Annotated in this window: 20 protein-coding genes and 1 tRNA gene; 20 read left to right on the forward strand and 1 reads right to left on the reverse strand. The window is 69.2% G+C overall.

Annotated elements, in window-relative coordinates; all coding sequences use genetic code 11:
- The 8 genes from V6M46_RS16885 to V6M46_RS16920 form a co-directional block, all read left to right on the forward strand.
- Positions 1–864: segregation and condensation protein A (locus V6M46_RS16885; RefSeq protein WP_332667208.1), on the forward strand; the 864-nt coding region annotated here is incomplete at its 5' end.
- Entirely contained in the window at positions 857–1,669 is an 813-nt protein-coding gene (scpB, locus tag V6M46_RS16890) for an SMC-Scp complex subunit ScpB (protein ID WP_332667210.1), read from the forward strand. The genes V6M46_RS16885 and scpB, both read left to right, overlap by 8 nt.
- Entirely contained in the window at positions 1,662–2,387 is a 726-nt protein-coding gene (locus V6M46_RS16895; RefSeq protein ID WP_332667212.1) for a pseudouridine synthase, read from the forward strand. Before scpB ends, V6M46_RS16895 begins: the two co-directional genes overlap by 8 nt.
- On the forward strand, positions 2,384–3,460 hold the full coding sequence (locus V6M46_RS16900; RefSeq protein WP_332667214.1) for a prephenate dehydrogenase: 1,077 nt from the start codon (positions 2,384–2,386) through the stop codon (positions 3,458–3,460). Before V6M46_RS16895 ends, V6M46_RS16900 begins: the two co-directional genes overlap by 4 nt.
- 24 nt (positions 3,461–3,484) lie before the next feature.
- Positions 3,485–4,147, forward strand: a complete 663-nt coding sequence (cmk, locus tag V6M46_RS16905) for a (d)CMP kinase (RefSeq protein ID WP_332667216.1) — start codon at positions 3,485–3,487, stop codon at positions 4,145–4,147.
- Entirely contained in the window at positions 4,144–4,833 is a 690-nt protein-coding gene (locus tag V6M46_RS16910; protein WP_332667218.1) for a lysophospholipid acyltransferase family protein, read from the forward strand. The genes cmk and V6M46_RS16910 overlap by 4 nt, the downstream gene beginning before the upstream one ends.
- The gene (gene der / locus V6M46_RS16915; protein ID WP_332667219.1) at positions 4,826–6,151 is read left to right on the forward strand and encodes a ribosome biogenesis GTPase Der; all 1,326 of its coding nucleotides are present in this window, start codon (positions 4,826–4,828) and stop codon (positions 6,149–6,151) included. Before V6M46_RS16910 ends, der begins: the two co-directional genes overlap by 8 nt.
- Positions 6,152–6,205: 54 nt before the next feature.
- Positions 6,206–6,279: transfer RNA gene (locus V6M46_RS16920), tRNA-Pro, on the forward strand.
- 124 nt (positions 6,280–6,403) lie between these two features.
- Here the strand turns inward: V6M46_RS16920 and V6M46_RS16925 are convergent.
- A complete protein-coding gene (locus tag V6M46_RS16925) occupies positions 6,404–7,690 on the reverse strand; it encodes a S1 family peptidase (RefSeq protein WP_332667221.1) in 1,287 nt (428 codons plus the stop codon).
- Positions 7,691–7,841: 151 nt separating this feature from the next.
- Between V6M46_RS16925 and V6M46_RS16930 the strand changes: the two genes are divergently transcribed.
- From V6M46_RS16930 to V6M46_RS16985, 12 genes are all read left to right on the forward strand, one after another.
- Positions 7,842–9,251 carry an ethanolamine ammonia-lyase subunit EutB gene (locus tag V6M46_RS16930; protein ID WP_332667222.1) on the forward strand — a complete coding sequence of 470 codons (1,410 nt, stop codon included), beginning with the start codon at positions 7,842–7,844 and terminating at the stop codon, positions 9,249–9,251.
- Positions 9,248–10,012 carry an ethanolamine ammonia-lyase subunit EutC gene (eutC, locus tag V6M46_RS16935; RefSeq protein ID WP_332667224.1) on the forward strand — a complete coding sequence of 255 codons (765 nt, stop codon included), beginning with the start codon at positions 9,248–9,250 and terminating at the stop codon, positions 10,010–10,012. The genes V6M46_RS16930 and eutC overlap by 4 nt, the downstream gene beginning before the upstream one ends.
- Positions 10,013–10,081: 69 nt before the next feature.
- A complete protein-coding gene (locus V6M46_RS16940; protein WP_332667226.1) occupies positions 10,082–10,459 on the forward strand; it encodes a hypothetical protein in 378 nt (125 codons plus the stop codon).
- Positions 10,460–10,470: 11 nt separating this feature from the next.
- Entirely contained in the window at positions 10,471–11,019 is a 549-nt protein-coding gene (locus V6M46_RS16945; RefSeq protein WP_332667229.1) for a dimethylamine monooxygenase subunit DmmA family protein, read from the forward strand.
- Positions 11,016–11,960: a PDR/VanB family oxidoreductase gene (locus tag V6M46_RS16950; RefSeq protein WP_332667231.1), complete on the forward strand. Its 945-nt coding sequence runs from the start codon at positions 11,016–11,018 to the stop codon at positions 11,958–11,960. Before V6M46_RS16945 ends, V6M46_RS16950 begins: the two co-directional genes overlap by 4 nt.
- Entirely contained in the window at positions 11,957–12,970 is a 1,014-nt protein-coding gene (locus V6M46_RS16955; protein WP_332667233.1) for a heme-dependent oxidative N-demethylase family protein, read from the forward strand. Before V6M46_RS16950 ends, V6M46_RS16955 begins: the two co-directional genes overlap by 4 nt.
- On the forward strand, positions 12,967–13,452 hold the full coding sequence (locus V6M46_RS16960) for a dimethylamine monooxygenase subunit DmmA family protein (protein ID WP_332667235.1): 486 nt from the start codon (positions 12,967–12,969) through the stop codon (positions 13,450–13,452). Before V6M46_RS16955 ends, V6M46_RS16960 begins: the two co-directional genes overlap by 4 nt.
- Positions 13,449–14,444 carry a PDR/VanB family oxidoreductase gene (locus tag V6M46_RS16965; protein ID WP_332667237.1) on the forward strand — a complete coding sequence of 332 codons (996 nt, stop codon included), beginning with the start codon at positions 13,449–13,451 and terminating at the stop codon, positions 14,442–14,444. Before V6M46_RS16960 ends, V6M46_RS16965 begins: the two co-directional genes overlap by 4 nt.
- Positions 14,441–15,481, forward strand: coding sequence for a heme-dependent oxidative N-demethylase family protein (locus tag V6M46_RS16970; protein WP_332667239.1), 1,041 nt, complete (start codon positions 14,441–14,443; stop codon positions 15,479–15,481). Before V6M46_RS16965 ends, V6M46_RS16970 begins: the two co-directional genes overlap by 4 nt.
- A 70-nt stretch (positions 15,482–15,551) precedes the next feature.
- On the forward strand, positions 15,552–16,850 hold the full coding sequence (glnT, locus tag V6M46_RS16975) for a type III glutamate--ammonia ligase (RefSeq protein ID WP_332667241.1): 1,299 nt from the start codon (positions 15,552–15,554) through the stop codon (positions 16,848–16,850).
- Between the two features lie 66 nt (positions 16,851–16,916).
- Positions 16,917–17,813, forward strand: coding sequence for a hypothetical protein (locus tag V6M46_RS16980; RefSeq protein WP_332667243.1), 897 nt, complete (start codon positions 16,917–16,919; stop codon positions 17,811–17,813).
- On the forward strand, positions 17,801–18,490 hold the full coding sequence (locus V6M46_RS16985; protein WP_332667244.1) for a hypothetical protein: 690 nt from the start codon (positions 17,801–17,803) through the stop codon (positions 18,488–18,490). The genes V6M46_RS16980 and V6M46_RS16985 overlap by 13 nt, the downstream gene beginning before the upstream one ends.
- The last annotated feature ends 3 nt before the right edge of the window (positions 18,491–18,493 follow it).

An 18,493-nucleotide genomic window follows, 5' to 3' on the forward strand; every position in this document is an offset into this window, starting at 1 on the left:
GGCCTCACCAACTTCGAGGGCCCGTTCGACCTGCTGCTCCAGCTGATCTCCAAGCACCAGCTCGACATCACCGAGGTCGCGCTGTCCAAGGTGACCAGCGACTTCATCGCCTACATCAAGGAGCTCGGCGACGACCTCGAGCAGACGACGAGCTTCCTGCTGGTCGCGTCGACGCTGCTCGACCTCAAGACCGCCAGGCTGCTGCCGCAGGCCGAGGTTGAGGACGAGGAGGATCTCGCGCTGCTCGAGGCCCGTGACCTGCTGTTCGCCAGGCTCATGCAGTACCGCGCTTTCAAGCAGGTCGCCGGTGTCATCGCCACCCGCCTCGCCGAGGAGCAGAAGCGGTTCCCGCGGATCGTGTCGCTCGAGCCGCGCTTCGCCGATCTGCTCCCGGAGGTGCTGATCTCCGTAGGCCCCGAGGAGCTGGCACAGCTCGCCGCGGCGGCGTTCGAGGCCAAGCCCGTGCCGATCCTGTCGCTGTCGCACCTGCACGCTCCGCAGGTCAGCGTGCGTGAGCAGGCCCACCTGGTGGTCGACCAGCTGCGCCGCAAGGGCGAGATGACGTTCCGCGCCCTGACCTCCGACGCACCGGACCTGATGACCAAGGTCGCCCGATTCCTCGCCGTGCTGGAGCTGTTCCGCGAGGGTGTCATCGCATTCGAGCAGGCGACGCCGCTGGGTGACCTGCACGTACGCTGGACCGGAACGGACGACGGCGACATCGACGTCGGCGACGAGTTCGACGAACCGATGGTGGCACCCGACGACGAACCCGTCATCGCGGACGCGGACGAGCAGCCCGCCGCCGATGACCTCACCACCGACGACCAGACCCCCCAACCACGTGAGAGCAGTGATGACTGACCAGCACGTACCCACCGGCCCGCACGAGCTCGAGCTGGAGATGCTCGACCTGAGGCCGGCGCTCGAGGCGGTGCTCATGGTCGCGGACCAGCCGCTCGACCACCTGACCCTCGCGCAGGCCGTCGGACACCCCCCGACCGACGTCGAGCAGGCGCTCGCCGAGCTCGCGGCGGAGTACACCGAGCAGGGGCGCGGCTTCGAGCTGCGCAACATCGCCGGTGGCTGGCGATTCTTCACCCGCGAGGAGTTCGCGGGCGCGGTCGAACGGTTCATCCTCGACGGCCAGCAGGCCAGGCTGACCCAGGCGGCGCTCGAGACGATGGCCGTCGTGGCATACCGGCAGCCGATCAGCCGGTCACGCATCTCGGCGATCCGCGGTGTCAACGTCGACGGCGTCGTCCGTACGCTCGTCACCCGCGGCCTGATCGAGGAGGACGGCGTCGATGCGGAGAGCGGCGCGATCCTCTACCGCACGACGAGCTACTTCCTGGAGCGGATGGGCCTCGGCAGTCTCGACGAGCTGCCCGACATCGCAGGTCACCTGCCCGAGCTCGAGGACATGGAGGACGAGGGCCTGACCGGTGCCGAGGACGCGCTTGCCGCGGAGGAGGGGTCCTTGAGCTTGTCGAAAGGACAGGACGAGGTCTCGACAAGCTCGACCGGCGAAGACGGCTCGACCGGCGAGGTTTCGACAAGCTCGACCGGCGAGGAGGGCTCGACCGGCGAGGTCTCGACAAGCTCGACCGACGAAGAGGGCTCAACCGGCGACGAGGGCTTGACCGACGAAGACGACGCGCGTGGCTGAGATCCGCCTGCAGAAGGTTCTCGCCCAGGCCGGCCTCGGCAGTCGGCGACGCTGCGACGACATGATCGCCAACGGCCGGGTCGAGGTCAACGGCGAGATCATCGACACGATGGGCGCGCGCGTGGACCCGCTGACCGACGTGATCCGGGTCGACGGCACCCGCATACCGCCGCCCAACGATCACGCCTACGTCATGCTCAACAAGCCCCGTGGCATCGTCACGTCGATGGCGGACGAGCGCGGACGCCCCGACCTGTCATCGATCGTCGCCGGCCGCGAGGACCGCCTGTTCCACGTCGGGCGGCTCGACACCGACACCTCCGGACTGCTGATCCTGACCAACGACGGCGACCTGGCCCACAAGCTGGCGCACCCGTCGTTCGAGATCACCAAGACGTACGTCGCCCTGGTCGACGGCACGGTGCCCGACAGCCTCGGCGCCAGGCTCAAGGCCGGCATCGAGCTCGACGACGGCCCGGCGAAGGTCGACCGGTTCCTCGTCAAGGACACCTCCCGAGGCCGCTCGCTGGTCGAGCTCGACATCCACATGGGCCGCAACCGCATCGTCCGACGCCTGCTCGATGCGGCCGGACACCCCGTACGCGAGCTGACCCGTACGGCGTTCGGGCCCCTGCACCTCGGCGGGCTGTCGTCAGGCACGATGCGCGACCTGACCCGCGACGAGCTCGGTGCCCTGTTCGATAGCGTTGACCAGTGACTACTGCTCCCACCGAGACACCCCTGCCCGGACCTGTCCTGGTGATCGGCTGCGGCCTCATCGGCACGTCCGCCGCGCTGGCGCTGGTCGAGTCAGGCGTCGAGGTGCACCTCGAGGACATCCGGATGTCCAACCTCGAGCTCGCGGTCTCCCGGGGAGCCGGCAGCGCCGACCCGGTCGAGTCTCCGTCGATCGTCATCGTCGCTGTTCCTCCGGCCGAGGTCGTCGACACGGTCCGCCGGGTGCTGAAGGACTGGCCCGAGACGGCGGTCACCGACGTGGCCAGCGTCAAGGCGGACCTGCAGCAGCAGATCGAGCAGCTGGCCGGCAGCGAGCGCTACGTCGGCAGTCATCCGATGGCCGGCAGCGAGCGATCCGGTCCGATGGCCGCCTCGGCGCGGTTGTTCGAGGGCCGACCCTGGGCCGTCACCACCGCGGCCGGCACCGATCAGGACGCGATCGACCTCGTGGTCCGGCTGGCCGAGGTCGTCGGGGGAGTCCCGCTCGTCATGGACGCCCCTGACCACGATCGCGCGGTCGCCCTGGTCTCGCACGTCCCACACATCTTGTCGGTGCTGACCGCGGCCCAGCTCAACGGCGCACCGGGTGAGCACCTCGCGCTCGCCGGCCCCGGGCTTCGGGATGTCACGCGCATCGCCGGCAGCGACATCGCCCTGTGGCAGGACATCCTGGGCGCCAACGCCGGTCAGGTGCGCGCGGTGCTCCAGCACGTACGCGAGGACCTCGACCGGGTCATCGACTCGATCGGCGCCGACACCGACCGGCTGGGCCGCGTGCTCAAGTCCGGGCAGGACGGCACTCGCCTGATCCCCGGCAAGCATGGCGACAAGGTCGCCGACCTCGCAACGGTGTTCGTCTCGGTGCCGGACCGGCCGGGCGAGCTGCCCCGCCTCATGGCCCACACCGGCGAGGCCGGGGTCAACATCGAGGACATCCGCATCGACCACGAGCTCGGCCGCCCGGTCGGCCAGGTCGAGATCGCCGTCGTGGCGGCCTCGGCGGATACGCTCGTCGAGGCACTGACCGCACGCGGTTGGTCCGCATACCGCTAGACATCAGCACAAGGAGTGGCACACGTGAGCAAGCCCCTGGTCGTGGCGATCGACGGACCTTCTGGTTCGGGCAAGTCGAGCACGTCGCGAGGCGTCGCCGACCGGCTGTCGCTGGACTACCTCGACACCGGAGCGATGTACCGCGCCATGACCTGGGCACTCATCGAGCGGGGGGTCGACCTGCACGATCCTGAGGCGATCGCCAAGGCTGCCGAGGACGTACGCCTGACGTCGGGCACCGATCCGCTCAACCCGACGATCCACGTCGACGACACAGATGTCGCCGCACCGATTCGCAGCGACGACGTCACGGGATCGGTCAGCCTCGTCGCGGCGGTGCCGCGAGTCCGGGAGATGCTGGTCGACCTGCAGCGCGACACGATCGCCCAGAGCGACGGGATCGTCGTCGAGGGCCGCGACATCGGCTCGACCGTCGCGCCTGACGCGCCGGTCAAGATCTACCTGGTCGCGGACCCCGCGGCGCGGGCCGCTCGCCGTGCCCTCGAGACCGGCGCAAGCGACACCGCCGCGACCGAGCTGGCGCTGGCCCGCCGCGACGAGATCGACTCGACCAGGGCCGCGTCGCCGCTGGCCAAGGCCGAGGGCGCCATCGTGGTCGACGGCACCCACCTGACCCTCGAAGAGGTCATCGACACGATCGTCGGGATCGTCGACGCCGCGCGATGAGCTCCGCCGAAGGACTGCCCGAACGCGGACTGCGCCTCGTACGGCGCCTGGCGCGCGGGCACTTCAAGCGGCGCTGGGACATCCACGAGCACGGTCACGAGCACGTCCCGAGGACCGGGCCGGTGATCCTGGCGAGCAACCACATCGGCTGGCTCGACGGCCCGCTGCTGTTCATCACGGCGCCGCGGCCGCCCCACGCACTGGTCAAGGAAGAGGAGTTCCACGGCCACACCGGTCGCCTCCTGCAGTTCGTCGGCCAGATCAAGGTCAGCCGCACCCGCAACGACACCGGCGCCATCCGCCGTGCGGTGCAGGCGCTCGCCGCTGGGCAGGTCGTGCTGATCTATCCCGAATCGACCCGTGGGGCGGGGGAGTTCGACAACTTCAAGAACGGCGTGGCCTATCTCGCGCTGGTCTCGGGAGCACCGGTCGTGCCGATCGCGATCTTCGGAACCCGTCAACCAGGTGAGCCCGCGAGCGCCCGTCCGGCGAAGAATGCCCGCCTGGACATCGTCTACGGCGAGCCGATCCAGCTGCCGATGCAGGTTTGGCCGCGAGATCGTGGGATGATGGCAGACGCAGGTGATCAGATCCGCGATCATCTGCGTGCTCATGTCTCCCGGGCCAAGTCAGTGCTCAAGCGCGACCTCCCCGGCCCCCTCCCGACAGGATCCACTGATGGCTGACGTTGTACCCGTTCTCGCTGTGATCGGGCGCCCCAACGTCGGCAAGTCGACCCTGGTCAACCGCATCATCGGTCGCCGGGAAGCTGTCGTCGAGGACGTGCCCGGCGTGACCCGCGACCGCGTGTCGTACGACGCGGTCTGGAACGGCCGCGCGTTCACGGTGGTCGACACCGGCGGTTGGGACCCCGACGCCCGCGGGCTGGCCGAGCGCATCGCCGCCCAGGCCGAGATCGCGATCCAGGTCGCCGACGCCGTGTTGTTCGTCGTCGACGCGACGGTCGGCATCACGGACGTCGACGAGAAGGTCGTCCGCATCCTCCGCGCCGCCAAGAAGCCCGTCGTGCTCGCGGCCAACAAGGTCGACGACCAGCGCGCCGAGGCCGAGGCCGCGGGGCTGTGGAACCTCGGGCTCGGTGAGCCCTACCCCGTGTCCGCGCTGCACGGCCGGGGGAGCGGCGACATGCTCGACGCCGTGCTCGAGGCGCTGCCCGACCCGCCGCCCGAGGACTTCGACGCTCCGCAGGGTCCGCGCCGCGTCGCGATCGTCGGCAAGCCCAACGTCGGCAAGTCCAGCCTGCTCAACCGGCTCGCCGGCGAGGAGCGCGTCGTCGTCGACGATGCCTCCGGCACGACGGTCGACCCGGTCGACGAGATCGTCACGCTGGGCGGCCGCACCTGGAACTTCATCGACACCGCGGGCATCCGCCGGCGCGTACGCGATGCGTCGGGTCACGAGTACTACGCCAGCCTGCGCACGAGCTCGGCGATCGATCGTGCCGAGGTCGCCGTCGTGATCATCGACGGCAGCCAGCCGCTCACCGAGCAGGACACCCGCATCATCAGCTCGGTCGCCGAAGCCGGTCGTGCGCTGATCATCGCGTTCAACAAGTGGGACCTCGTCGACGAGGAGCGCCGCTACTACCTCGAGCGCGAGATCGAGCGCGAGCTCGTCCAGGTGCCCTGGGCCCCGACGATCAACATCACGGCCCGCACGGGCTGGCACGTCGACCGGCTCGTACGCGCGCTGGATGCCGCCCTCGAGGGCTGGGAGACCCGCGTGACCACGGGAGCGCTCAACGCGTTCCTCGGCCGTCTCGTCGCCGAGCACCCGCACCCGGTGCGCGGCGGCAAGCAGCCCAAGATCATGTTCGGCACGCAGGCTTCCACGGCGCCGCCGACGTTCGTGCTGTTCACCTCGGGCAAGCTCGAGGCGTCATACATGCGATTCATCGAGCGCAGGCTCCGCGAGGAGTTCGGCTTCGTCGGATCGCCGATCCACCTGCAGCAGCGTCCGCGCAAGAAGCGCGAGCGTCGCTGATCGACCGCTGCAGGGACGCGCAGCACGCTGCGGTAAAGTTCCTCTTCGGTACAACGGGCTGTAGCGCAGCTTGGTAGCGCACCTGACTGGGGGTCAGGGGGTCGCAGGTTCAAATCCTGTCAGCCCGACCGTTGAAATCACCAGAATCCCGGTACTCTTCAGAGTCTTGAAGAGTGCCGGGATTCCGCATTTCGGCAGCCGGATGCACGGACATCGCCGGCAGTGCCTCAACGGCGTACGGGGGACACCGCACTACCTGCGCTCCATGTGCTCGTGCTCGCCCACATCCGAGCTGATGCTGGCCTCACGATCGGGCGCCGGTGGGTCGATGAGGGACTCCAACCGTCGCGCCACGACCTCATCGCGTACGTCGGGGCGTTCTCGTCGTGCCAGCCGCATCAGGAGGGCGATGGCCCCGATGACGGCCACGACGGTGACGGCGAGACCGAGCACGAGGGCGATCGGGAAGCCGCTGCTGCTGCCTTCGCTCAGCTCCCTCGCCCGGTCGGCATACAGCTGAGCTGTCGGGTGCGTCGGCTGCGCGTCAACCACGGCTTGCAGCAGCTCCACCGCTCGCTTCTTGTCCCCGGCGAAGTACGCGTCGAGGCCCGCCGCGTACTTCTTGCTCGTCGGACCGAGCTCATTCGTGACGCCGGCGGCGGAAAGGCTTGCCATGATGCGGTCTGATGACCCGATGAACTGGAACTGGTCTGACTCTCCGTCATTCTGAGCGGCCAGGTAGCTGTTGAACCCGATGACATCCCCGTCCGTGGTTGTGGCGGGGCCGCCACTCATCCCGGGCGTCAGCGCTGCGGAGACCTCGAACACCGACCCGTCGCCAACAGCCTTGGCGGACCTGATCTCTCCGGCTTCGTATGACGGCTGGAAGTCGTCGTCCACCGCGTTCGCATAGCCGGCCGAGACGACGCCTGTGCCGATCTCGAGATCCCGACTCGTGGCGAGCTCGACCGCGCGCAGGTCAGTGCCGCCGATCCTGAGCAACGCCGCGTCGCCTTGTGCCGCCGACTGGGCGTTGATGAGCCGGGCCTTCTTCTGCTGTGAATCCGCAGATCCCCAGGCGACGCGGATGGCGCCTCGATCAGCGTTCCGGCGCTCGCTGTCGGGGTTGGCCGTCCTGATGACGAAGTCGGCCTGTTGGAGGACCTGGCTTGGGGTGCCGTCCGCTCCGAGGCGGATGTACCAGGCGACCGCCGCCTCCACGAACCTGCGATTGATCGCCTTGGGGTCCACGCAGTGGCCGGCAGTGGCCACGTATCCCGCGGAGTTCACGATGAACCCCGTGCAGCCAACCGTGACGGTGAAGACCTTCGGGCGTCCGGCTTCATCGGGGACGTACGCCGGGACGTTGGCGTTGAAGACCTTCGCCCTGTAGGTGGTCTCGACATGGACCACGCTGGGCCCGACATAGGCACTGGCCTTGGCTGTTGAGCCGGTGTCCGGGGCGTCCGCGATCGACGTCGAGGAGAGGCCCACGACGAGGCTTGCCGCGAGGGCAACCATGAGGCCAAACCGCTTCACACCGACGTCCTTCTCCAAGCAGTCCCCGATCGGAGAGTTTACTGCCAGATGCGCTGGTGAATTCTGATATCAGCGGATTGTGAAGCACCTGATCGGCGACGTCCAGCAGGTGACACCTCGCCGAAACATCCACTCGCTAGCCTCTGCGAGGGTGAGATACCAGCAAACCCTGCACGGCAGGACGTACGGCTTCGACGGCCTCGTCGACCTGCTCGCCAAGGCCACACCGATGCGTTCGGGCGACGTGCTCGCCGGGTGCGCCGCCCACAGCGACGCCGAGCGGGCCGCGGCGCGGTGGGCGCTCGCCGACGTTCCGCTGCCCACATTCCTCACCGAGCACGTCGTCCCGCCCGAGGCCGACGATGTCACCCGGCTGATCCTCGACAGCCACGATGCGCAGGCGTTCTCCGAGGTCAGCCATCTGACGGTTGGCGGCCTCCGCGAATGGCTCCTGGGTGTCGCCTCCGGTCCGGACCCGGCCCCGACCCTGCGGCGAGTCGGCCCGGGACTGACCCCGGAGATGGTCGCTGCGGTGTCCAAGCTGATGCGCAACCAGGACCTGATCGCCGTCGCCGCCGCGACCGAGGTCGTCACGGGTTTTCGCACGACGCTCGGACTGCCGGGCCGCCTGTCGACCCGGCTCCAGCCCAATCATCCGACGGATGACCCAGCCGGAGTCGCGGCGGTCGTCCTCGACGGTCTGCTGATGGGGTCCGGTGACGCGGTCATCGGAATCAACCCCGCCTCCGACGATCCGCGTACGGTGGCGCGTCTCCTCACGCTCCTGGATGACGTACGAGTGCGTTATGAGATCCCGACCCAGTCGTGCGTGCTGACCCACGTCACCACGACGCTCGACCTGATCGCCGCCGGCCACCCGGTGGACCTGGTGTTCCAGTCGATCGCCGGCACCCAGGGCGCCAATGCCGGCTTCGGCGTTGAGCTCGCCATGCTCGCCGAGGCGCATGACGCGGCACGGGGACTCGGCCGTGGAACTGTCGGCGACAACGCCATGTACTTCGAGACCGGGCAGGGGTCCGCACTGAGCGCTGGGGCTCACCTGGGCACCGACGGCCGTCCCGTGGACCAACAGACCCTGGAGGCCAGGGCGTACGGCGTCGCTCGGGCATTCGACCCGTTTCTCGTCAACACCGTCGTCGGCTTCATCGGTCCGGAGTATCTCTACGACGGCAAGCAGATCGCCCGCGCGGGCCTCGAGGACCACTTCTGCGGCAAGCTCCTCGGCCTACCGATGGGTGTTGACGTCTGCTACACCAATCACGCCGAGGCCGATCAGGACGACATGGACACGCTGCTCACACTGCTGGGTGTCGCGGGCTGCACCTTTGTCATCGCGGTACCGGGTGCTGACGACGTCATGCTCGGTTACCAGTCCACCTCCTTCCACGACGCGCTGTACGCCCGGCAGGTCCTCGGCAAGCGCGCGGCACCCGAGTTCGAGGCGTGGTTGGCCGGCCTCGGCCTGCTCGACGGCGACGGTGGGGTGCGGACCGTCGACCCGGCCACCAGTCCACTCCGTGCGTTGGGGAGGCCCGCGTGAGTGACTTCTGGTCCCTGCTCCGGACCACGACGCCGGCACGGATCGGTCTCGGTCGCGCTGGTACTGCCCTGACGACCCGTGCCGTCCTCGAAGCCGGTGCCGCTCATGCACTGGCGAGGGACGCCGTGCACCTGCCGCTCGATGTCGAGCCCCTACTCGAAGAGCTTCGTGGGCTCGGTCTCGGTGAGCCGGCCGCGATCGCATCGGCAGCGCCGGACCGGGCAACGTACCTGACCCGGCCGGATCTGGGCCGCACGCCCGCCCCCGGCGTTGTCGACGAGCTGCATTCGCCAGGCCAGTGCGACCTCGCGGTCGTGCTCGCCGACGGGCTCTCCGCCGCCGCAGTCACCACGCACGCCGTACCCCTCCTGCGATCGCTCCTCCCGCTGCTCGACGCGGCGACTGCTGTCGCGGCGCCGGTCGTCGCGACCCAGGCGCGGGTCGCGCTCGGCGACCACGTCGGGGCAGCGCTGGGTGCCCGGCTCGTGCTGGTCCTCATCGGCGAGCGCCCAGGTCTTTCGAGCAGCGACAGCCTCGGCGCCTACCTCACCTGGCAGCCGAGGCCCGGCCGGCTCGATTCGGAGCGCAACTGCGTCTCCAACATCCGCCCTCCGGCCGGCCTCGACCACGACACCGCCGCCCGCACTCTTGCCGCGCTGATGGCCGGCGCCCGGCACCTGGGCGCGACCGGGGTGGGCCTGAAGGCCGGCGCACTCGAGCGGCCGGCGATCGGGGAAACCCAAATAGGTACGCACATCTAACACAGCAGAAACACGCTGCCTGTTTCATGAGAGGGACCAATATCCACTCCGAGGGAACGGAGACAGTTCGTGAACATCGCCACCCAAGCCCCCTTCAAGGTGACCGCCGACGCCTGGAAGAACCTCCCGAAGATGCCCGACGAGGAGTATCCGGGCACCGAGGGATTCATCGGTGACGTCTACGAGAATCCTGACGGCAGCGTCATGTGCAGCGGCTTCTTCGAGCTCAAGCACACCGACGAGCCGCTGCTGTACGAGTACAAGTACGACGAGATGAAGGTCGTCCTCGAGGGGGAGTTCCTCCTGGAGAACAAGGAGACCGGCCAGACCGTCGTGGCCAGGGCCAAGGATGCGATCTTCTTTCCCAAGGGCTCCAAGATCTACTTCAGCACACCGTCGTATGCACTCGCGTTCTACACGGGTCATCGCGACGCCGGCCTGCTCTGAGGTTGACCCGGATGCCGAAGCTCGAGCACACAAGCGTCCCGTTGTGGGCGACCGCCAGTCCGACGGTGGCGCCCGAGCCGGACTGCGGTGGGGCGTCGTATCTCCTCGTCGGGGTCGGCGCGCAGGGCCGGGAGCAAGTGGCCACCTGGGCCGACGCGCTGTCGGGGCATCCCGTCGCGCGGGTGGTCGGTGACCACGCTGACTACGTCGGTGTCGACCTGGCCGCCGCTCTCGCCGAGGCGCAGGTGGGCGTACGGGTCCGGATCGCCGGTCCGGTGAGCTCGTGCCTCGCCCTGCGGGGTGTGGCCGTCAATGCCGGGGTCGAGGACGACGAGCTGCACGTCGCCGCGACCGCAAAGGGCACGATCGACGTGTGGTGTTCGCACTGCACCTCGACCTCTGCCGTGGAGGCGGAGATCGACGACGTGGTTCGGTGTCGCGGCTGTGGCCGGAGCCTGCTGGTCTACCACCACGTGTCGCGGCGCACCGGCCGCTTCCTGGGATTCCAGATCGACGCCGAGGCTCTTCCTGACGGGCTGTCGGCGGAGGTCGCGTCATGACAGCACTCGAGCTCGTCGTGACGGCGCTCGACGATCCGGTGCCGGGCGTTCGCAGCGTGACCTTCGCGGCCGCGGACGGGAGCGAGGTGCTGCCGACGTACGTGCCCGGCAGCCACCTGGTGGTGGACTGCGGGGGGCGCACCAACGCCTACAGCCTCACCGGCGACGCGGTGTGCCCGCCGACCTACTCGATCTCGGTGCTTCGGCTCGACGACGGCGCCGGGGGTTCCAGGTGGATCCACGACGAGCTGTCCGTCGGCGACGTAGTCGAAGCCCGGCTGCCGCGCAGCGCGTTCGCGCCCGCGAGCAAGGCGACCCGCCATCTACTGGTCGCCGGTGGCATCGGCGTGACGCCGATCCTGTCGCACGTACGCGCCGCCGATCAGTGGGGCCGGGACGTGCAGGTTCTCTACGCGCACCGCGAGGGCCGGGGCGCCCACGTCGCAGAGCTCCGGGAGCTCGCCGGTGATCGTCTCGAGCTCTACACCGACCAGGCCGGCTTCGTCGCCCGCCTGGAGGAGGTGCTCGCTGCGCAGCCACTCGGGACGCACCTGTACGTCTGCGGGCCCACCGCGATGATGGACCACGTCCTCGCTCGGGCCGCCGAGCTGGGCTGGCCGCCGTCGCGGCTCCACTCGGAGCGGTTCGGCATCGATGTGCTCGATCCGGGCGAGCCGTTCACGGTGACTGTCGCCGAGAGCGGGACGACGCTCGACGTCCCGAGCGGGACCAGTCTGCTCGAGGCCCTCCTGGAGGCCGGCCACGACATCCCGAACCTCTGCAGGCAAGGGGTGTGCGGCGAGTGCCGCGTCCCGGTGGTCGGTGGCAGGCCTCTGCACCGCGACCTGTTCCTCACCGAGGACGAGAAGGAGGCGGCCGACGTCCTGATGTGCTGCGTCTCCCGCGCCGACGGACCCACCCTGGAGGTGTCGCTCCGATGAGCTTGACCGTGCCTGCCCCGATCGATCCGGGGGCGTCGCTGATCGCGGGATTCCCCTTCCCGTTCGTCGAGGACCGTTACCGCTACAGCACCAACGTCTCGCCGTCGCCGAGTCTGGTGACCACGCCTGCGGGCCAGTGGGGCGCTGCCGTCGTGGACGTCGACGCCGAGTACCGACGAGAGCTTGCCGAGCGCAAGGACATCCTGGCGAAGGACCCTGGCCGCCACGTCGTTCTCCCGCACATGCGCGGCGCAGCCTGGGATGCGCTGTTGACCCTGATGCACGAGCTGGCCGTCGCATACCCGGGGCGGATGTCGCTCGCCCGCACCGGACCCCACCGCTGGCTGTGGGAGAACCGGGTCCTGGACGAGGTCCTCGAGTTCACGTACGGCGACGAGCGCACCCTGCCCGACGAGCCACTCGGCTACATCGCCTCGCAGGTCCAGGACGACATCGTGCTCCTCGACCAGCGGGCCGACCAGCTGTGGGGTGACGCAGGCGTGGTCACCTTCGCCGCCGACTGGAGCTTCGGCTTCGACGTCGGCATGAGCTTCCTCGAGATCCACGGCCCGGTGCCGAGGTTGCGTGAGGAGGGCATCATCACCCGCGCCCACGAGTTCCTCAAGCGGCTCCAGCCGCATCAGCCATACCGGCGGACCAACTGGACCTTGACGATCGGCCGCCGCCTCGACGTCTCCACCGAGCTCTACCCGGAGTGGGGGCCGGACCGGGAGATGATCCAGCGCGTCGACGACGTGACGTTCGGGCGCCTCGTGCACCTGCGAGTGGAGGTCCAGCACCTGATCAGGTTGCCCGAGTCCGGGGCGATCATGTTCCTGATCCGCACCTACCTGCTTCCGCTCGAGCACGTGGCCAAGGTCGAGCCGTGGCGGATCCGCACGGCCCAGGTCCTCGCGGAGCTGCCCGAGGACATGGCCGACTACAAGGGCATCATCAAGTACAAGGACCGGGCGGCCGCGTGGCTGCAGGCCTCCGGGGACCTGTCATGACTGCCGGCTTGGACCTGACCGCCGCGTCCTACCTCGTGATTGCGATCGGCACGGACCCGGTGACGGCGAGCGTGACCCAGGCGTGGACCGCGGAGGCCGAGGGGGTCGCGCCGACCACGCTGGTCGTCCTCGACTCGATGGACTCGCAGGCCGACCGTGATGTGCTCGCCACGGTGCTCGGACAGACCTGTGTCGGTGTGCGGTGCCTCATCGCCGGCGGCCGGTACGACGTCATGCAGGCGCTCGCGTTCGCTCGTGAGCGCGGCGCCCTGCCACCCGAGCTGGCAAGCCGGGTGACCCACGAGCGAGACCTGCCGGTGTACTGCGCGCACTGCCGTGGCACGCACCGCGTGGCTGCTGTTCCAGGCGGCGAAGTGGCATGTCCGGGATGTCATCGCCGCCTCGAGGTGCACGAACACCATTCCGCTGTCCTGGGGAGCTACCTCGCCTCGGACGCCCAGGCACGGGAGCTGGTCCCATGACGGCAACGGCACACGCCTCCCGGCACCTGCATCCCGCCTACGAGACAGCGCCGCGCCGGCTGCGGGTCGCCCGGGTCGTCCGGCTGACGGAGACGATCGCGCACTTCGAGCTGGCCCACCCTGGTGGCGGGGCGCTGGCGGCGTACCAGCCGGGCAGCCACCTGATCGTCACTGCGGGGGACAAGCGCAACGCCTACTCGCTCGTCGGCGACGGGCTGAACCCCATGGCGTACGGCATCTCGGTCATGCGGCGCGGCGACGGCGGCGGCTCGGACTGGCTGCACGACAACCTCAGCGCGGGTGACCTGCTCGAGGTCGAAGGGCCGCGATCGATGTTCGCGCCGATCCTCGGACAGCGGCACGCGCTGCTCGTCGCCGGCGGTATCGGGGTGACGCCCGTCCTGTCCCACGCCCGTGCGATTGCGAGGGCTGGTGGCACCGCGGACGTCGTCTACTCGTACCGGCCCGGGCACGCCGCGCATCGCGAGGACATCGCGGCGCTCACCGGGGCGCCAGGCATCGCGTTGTTCGAGGCCACCTCCGTGGATGAGACGCTGGCGCTGCTCGCCGACCGCCTCGCCGTCCAGCCGCTCGGCACCCATGCGTACGCGTGCGGTCCCGTGTCGATGCTCGACAGCTACCAGCAGCTCGCCGCAGCGGCCGGCTGGCCGAAGGCGCGGGTGCACCTCGAACGCTTCACGGCTCCCGAGCAGGATCCGGGCAGCCCCTTCACCGCCACGGTTGCCTCGACCGGGCACACGATCGACGTCGCGTCCGGCGTCTCGCTCCTGCAGAGCTTGCTCGACCACGGTGTGCCGGTACCGAGTCTGTGCCGCCAGGGCGTGTGCGGCGAGTGCCGGATCCCCGTCCGGAGCGGTGACATCGAGCATCGCGATCTGGTGCTCTCCGACGAGGACAAGAGCCGCGGGGACACGATGCTCTGCTGCGTCTCCCGAGGACCGGAAGGATCGAACATCGAGGTGGACCTGTGAGCGTCGAGACCCACTCCCAAGAGCTGAGCCCGGCTGCGGCGGCATACCTGTCCCGTCCGGTGGACCACTGCGCGACCTTGCCGTGGCCGTTCCCCGACGACCTGTCGGAGTTCCGCTACAGCGTCAACGTGGACCCCGCGATGGTCCCGCGGCCGACCGCCGCCGGCGAGTGGGGCCGGACGATCGTCGACCTCGGCGGCGCGGAGTACCCCGCGATGATGGCCGACCGCCGGCGGATCCTCGACGAGGATCCGCACCGGGTCAAGCTGCGGCCCGGCATGGAGCTCGCGGCGTGGGACCTGCTGTTGTACTACTTCCGCGATCTCGACCGGTCGTATCCCGAGCTGATGCACCTCGACGAGAACGTCGGCGATGACCCGCGCCGGTTCCGCTGGCGGAACCTCTTGCTCGGCACCGATCAGGAGTTCGTGCTGGGGGAGTGGGGCTCGATCCCGTACGGGCCGTTCGAGTTCCTCGCCCGCGAGGTGCCTGACGACCTGCTGTTGGTCGTCGAGCGCGACGGGCGGCTCTACTTCGACGCCGGCGCCGTGACGTTCGCCGCCGCCTGGTCGGTGTCGTTCGACGTCGGCATGGACATGTACGAGATCCACAGCCCTGTGCCGGGACTGACCAGGGACGGGATCACCGCCCGCGCGGAGCAGTTCCTCATGCGGCTGCCGGCCGACAAGGTCTACCGGCGGGTGAACTGGACGCTCTCGGCGTCCGGGTCCCGCAAGCTCGACGTGAGCCTCGAGGAGCTGCCCGAATGGGGCACGGATGTCCCGGTCCTCGTCCGCGATGGCCGCTGGGGTGACCTCCAGCTGCGGATCGAGGTCGAGCACTTCATCCGACTGCCGATGACCGGTGCCGTCACGTTCAACATCCGCACCCACATGGCCTCGCTCGACGAGATCAAGGTGATCCCGACCTGGGCCCGCCAGCTGGCGACGGTCATCGAGGAGCTGCCGGAGGACCTCGCGACGTACAAGGGGTTCGCGGACTACCGGCACGAGGTCGTGCCGTGGCTGCGTTCCTGATCACGTTCGCTTGTGAGTGCATGTTTACTCACGCTATACATTGACTACCTAGAAGAAACGGAGTTGGACCATGGAGACGCTGCGAGAGCTCGCCGAACAGGCGGACACCAAGTTCGTCCTCGCGCTGTTCGTGGATCTGCGGGGCAAGCCCTGCGCCAAGCTGGTGCCGGTCGAGTCGATCGACGTGCTGGCCGAGGAGGGCGTCGGGTTCGCCGGGTACGCCGTCGGCGCGCTCGGGCAGGAGCCCAAGGACCCCGACGTGATGGCGATGCCGGACGTTGCATCGTTCACGCCGATCCCATTCGTCAAGGAAGGCCTGGCCCTCGTCCACTGCGATCCGCATGTGCTCGGCGAGCCGTGGCCGTACGCGCCGCGGGTGATTCTCAAGTCGGTGATCGCCAAGGCGGCCGAGATGGGATTCCAGCCGTGGGTCGGCGCCGAGGTCGAGTACTTCCTGGTCCGCCGGACCGCGGACGGCGGCTTGGTCACCGCGGATCCCGACGACGACGCGGCCCAGCCGTGCTACGACGCACGGGGCATCTACCGGATGTATGACCACCTCACCTCGATCTCGACCGCCATGAACCAGCTCGGCTGGGGCAACTACGCCAACGATCACGAGGACGGCAACGGCCAGTTCGAGCAGAACTTCGAGTACGCCGACGCGCTGACCACCGCCGACCGGGTGGTGACGCTGCGCTATCTGCTGTCCGTGATGGCCGCCGAGCGCGGCATGATCGCCACGTTCATGCCGAAACCGTTCTCCGACCGCACCGGCAGCGGGCTGCACCTGCACCTGTCCCTCTCGTCGAACGACGAGCCGGTCTTCCCGGGTGACGACGAGTCGGGGCTCGGGCTCTCCCCGACGGCGTACGGCTTCGTCGCGGGCATCCTGGAGCACGCTCAGGCACTGCAGGGCCTGATCGCCCCGACAGTCAACTCCTACAAGCGGACCGGCGCGGTCGCCACCGCATCGGGCGCGTCGTGGGCCCCGCGGACGCCCACCTACGGCGGCAACGACCGCACCCACTACATCCGGGTGCCCGACGACCAGCGCATCGAGATGCGCGGCGGCGACGCCTCCGCCAATCCCTATCTCGCGGTTGCCGGCGCGCTCGGCGCCGGCCTCGACGGCATTGCCCGCGGCGCTCATCCGGGCCCGATCGGCAGCGGGCCCGAGGGAGAACTGCCGAGCACGTTGCTCGAGGCCATCGACCTGATGGCCGCCGATCCGGTCGTGTGTGGCGTGCTCGACGCCGCCGGCCCCGGCGTGTCGGACTACTTCGCCGCGCTCAAGCGGACCGAGTTCCGCGAGTACCACGCCGCCGTGAGCGCGTGGGAGATCGACCGCTACCTGACCGCCTTCTAGCTGCCGTTGGTCGTGCATGTCCGCGCTCGAGGCGCGGGCGAGGCAAGGCCCGAAGAAAGGAAACCTATGTGCGGCATCGTGGGATTGCACCTGCGAGACCCTGACCTCTATCCGCGGCTCGGCGAGCTGCTCACCGGAATGCTCTGCGAGATGGAGGACCGGGGCGCCGACTCGGCGGGCGTCGCCGTCTACGGCGACCCGACGTGGACACCGGCCGGGCAGGGCGCTGTATCGCTGCTCGATGTCTCGGGATCACCCGGGGACGTCGCCGATGCCGTCGGCTCGGCGCTGGGAACCGAGGTGGACGTTCGGGTCCTGGACACGACCTATCTCGTCACCTCGGAGGTCGACAGCGAGAAGTTGCTCGGCGCTGCGAAGGTGGCGCTGCCGCGGGCGCTGGTCGGCGGGTTCGGAGCCGACTTCGCGGTCCTCAAGGGCGTGGGGCACCCGCGTGCTCTCGCGGCGTCGTGGGGGCTCGCCGGCGCTCAGGGTTGGCAGGGGGTCGGACATACGCGGATGGCGACCGAGTCGGCGGTCACGCCGGCCGGCTGTCACCCGTATGCCGTCGGCCCCGACCAGTGCCTCGTGCACAACGGTTCCTTCGCCAACCACGCGACGATCCGCCGTGCGCTACAGGCCGAGGGGATCGCGTTCGACAGCGAGAACGACACCGAGGTGGGCGCCCGGTTCGTCGCGCACCAGCTCGCCCAGGGCCGGGACGTCGAGACCGCGCTCAAGGAGCTGTGCGCGACGTTCGACGGGTTCTACACGCTCCTGGTCTCCAACCACGACAGCTTCGCCGTGGTGCGCGACGCGATCGCCTGCAAGCCGGCGGTGATCGCCGAGACCGACGACTGGGTCGCCATGGCCAGCGAGTTTCGCGCGTTGGCGCACCTGCCGGGCGTCGGGAGCGCCCGCATCTGGGAGCCCGAGCCGGAGGTGATCTACGCATGGACGCGGTGACCCGTACGACCTACGATCTCGGCCTCACGCCGCTGCGTGAGGTCAACGCGGCGCTGCATGCCGCCGACCTCGAAGGCGAGATCGTGATCGCCCAGCCCTTCGGTGCGCACAACGTGGCGGTCGGCGTCGACGCACCGGTGAAGATCACCATCGAAGGCCATGTCGGCTACTACGCCGCGGGCATGAACCAGCAGGCGGAGATCACGATCACCGGCAACGCCGGCACCGGCGTGGCCGAGAACATGATGAGCGGCACCGTCGTGGTCAACGGCAACGCGTCGCAAAGTGCTGGTGCCACGGCACACGGCGGTCTCCTGGTCATCGAGGGTGACGCTGCGGCCCGCTGCGGCATCTCGATGAAGGGCGTCGACATCGTCGTGGGCGGCGATGTCGGGCACAACAGCGCGTTCATGGCGCAGGCCGGTCGCCTGGTCGTGCGCGGCGATGCCGGCGACGGGCTGGGCGACTCGATCTACGAGGCGCGCATCTACGTCCGTGGCGAGGTGGTGTCGCTCGGCGCCGACTGCGTCGCCAAGCCGATGGAGGCCGAGCACCTCGACGAGCTCGCCGGCCTGCTCAAGGCTGCGGGCTTCGAGGACGACCCGACGGCGTACACGCGCTACGGGTCGGCGCGGAGCCTCTACCACTTCCATGCCGACAACACGTCGGCGTACTGAGTC

This window comes from Aeromicrobium sp., from assembly GCF_036676885.1.
In the GTDB taxonomy this organism is placed as follows: domain Bacteria; phylum Actinomycetota; class Actinomycetes; order Propionibacteriales; family Nocardioidaceae; genus Aeromicrobium.

Excerpts from the sequence above, each read along its gene's own strand:
- scpB (WP_332667210.1), top strand. The coding sequence starts at position 857 with ATGACTGACCAGCACGTACCCACCGGCCCGCACGAGCTCGAGCTGGAG.
- V6M46_RS16910 (WP_332667218.1), top strand. The coding sequence starts at position 4,144 with ATGAGCTCCGCCGAAGGACTGCCCGAACGCGGACTGCGCCTCGTACGG.
- der (WP_332667219.1), top strand. The coding sequence starts at position 4,826 with ATGGCTGACGTTGTACCCGTTCTCGCTGTGATCGGGCGCCCCAACGTC.
- V6M46_RS16945 (WP_332667229.1), top strand. The coding sequence starts at position 10,471 with ATGCCGAAGCTCGAGCACACAAGCGTCCCGTTGTGGGCGACCGCCAGT.
- V6M46_RS16950 (WP_332667231.1), top strand. The coding sequence starts at position 11,016 with ATGACAGCACTCGAGCTCGTCGTGACGGCGCTCGACGATCCGGTGCCG.
- V6M46_RS16955 (WP_332667233.1), top strand. The coding sequence starts at position 11,957 with ATGAGCTTGACCGTGCCTGCCCCGATCGATCCGGGGGCGTCGCTGATC.
- V6M46_RS16960 (WP_332667235.1), top strand. The coding sequence starts at position 12,967 with ATGACTGCCGGCTTGGACCTGACCGCCGCGTCCTACCTCGTGATTGCG.
- V6M46_RS16965 (WP_332667237.1), top strand. The coding sequence starts at position 13,449 with ATGACGGCAACGGCACACGCCTCCCGGCACCTGCATCCCGCCTACGAG.
- glnT (WP_332667241.1), top strand. The coding sequence starts at position 15,552 with ATGGAGACGCTGCGAGAGCTCGCCGAACAGGCGGACACCAAGTTCGTC.
- V6M46_RS16980 (WP_332667243.1), top strand. The coding sequence starts at position 16,917 with ATGTGCGGCATCGTGGGATTGCACCTGCGAGACCCTGACCTCTATCCG.
- V6M46_RS16985 (WP_332667244.1), top strand. The coding sequence starts at position 17,801 with ATGGACGCGGTGACCCGTACGACCTACGATCTCGGCCTCACGCCGCTG.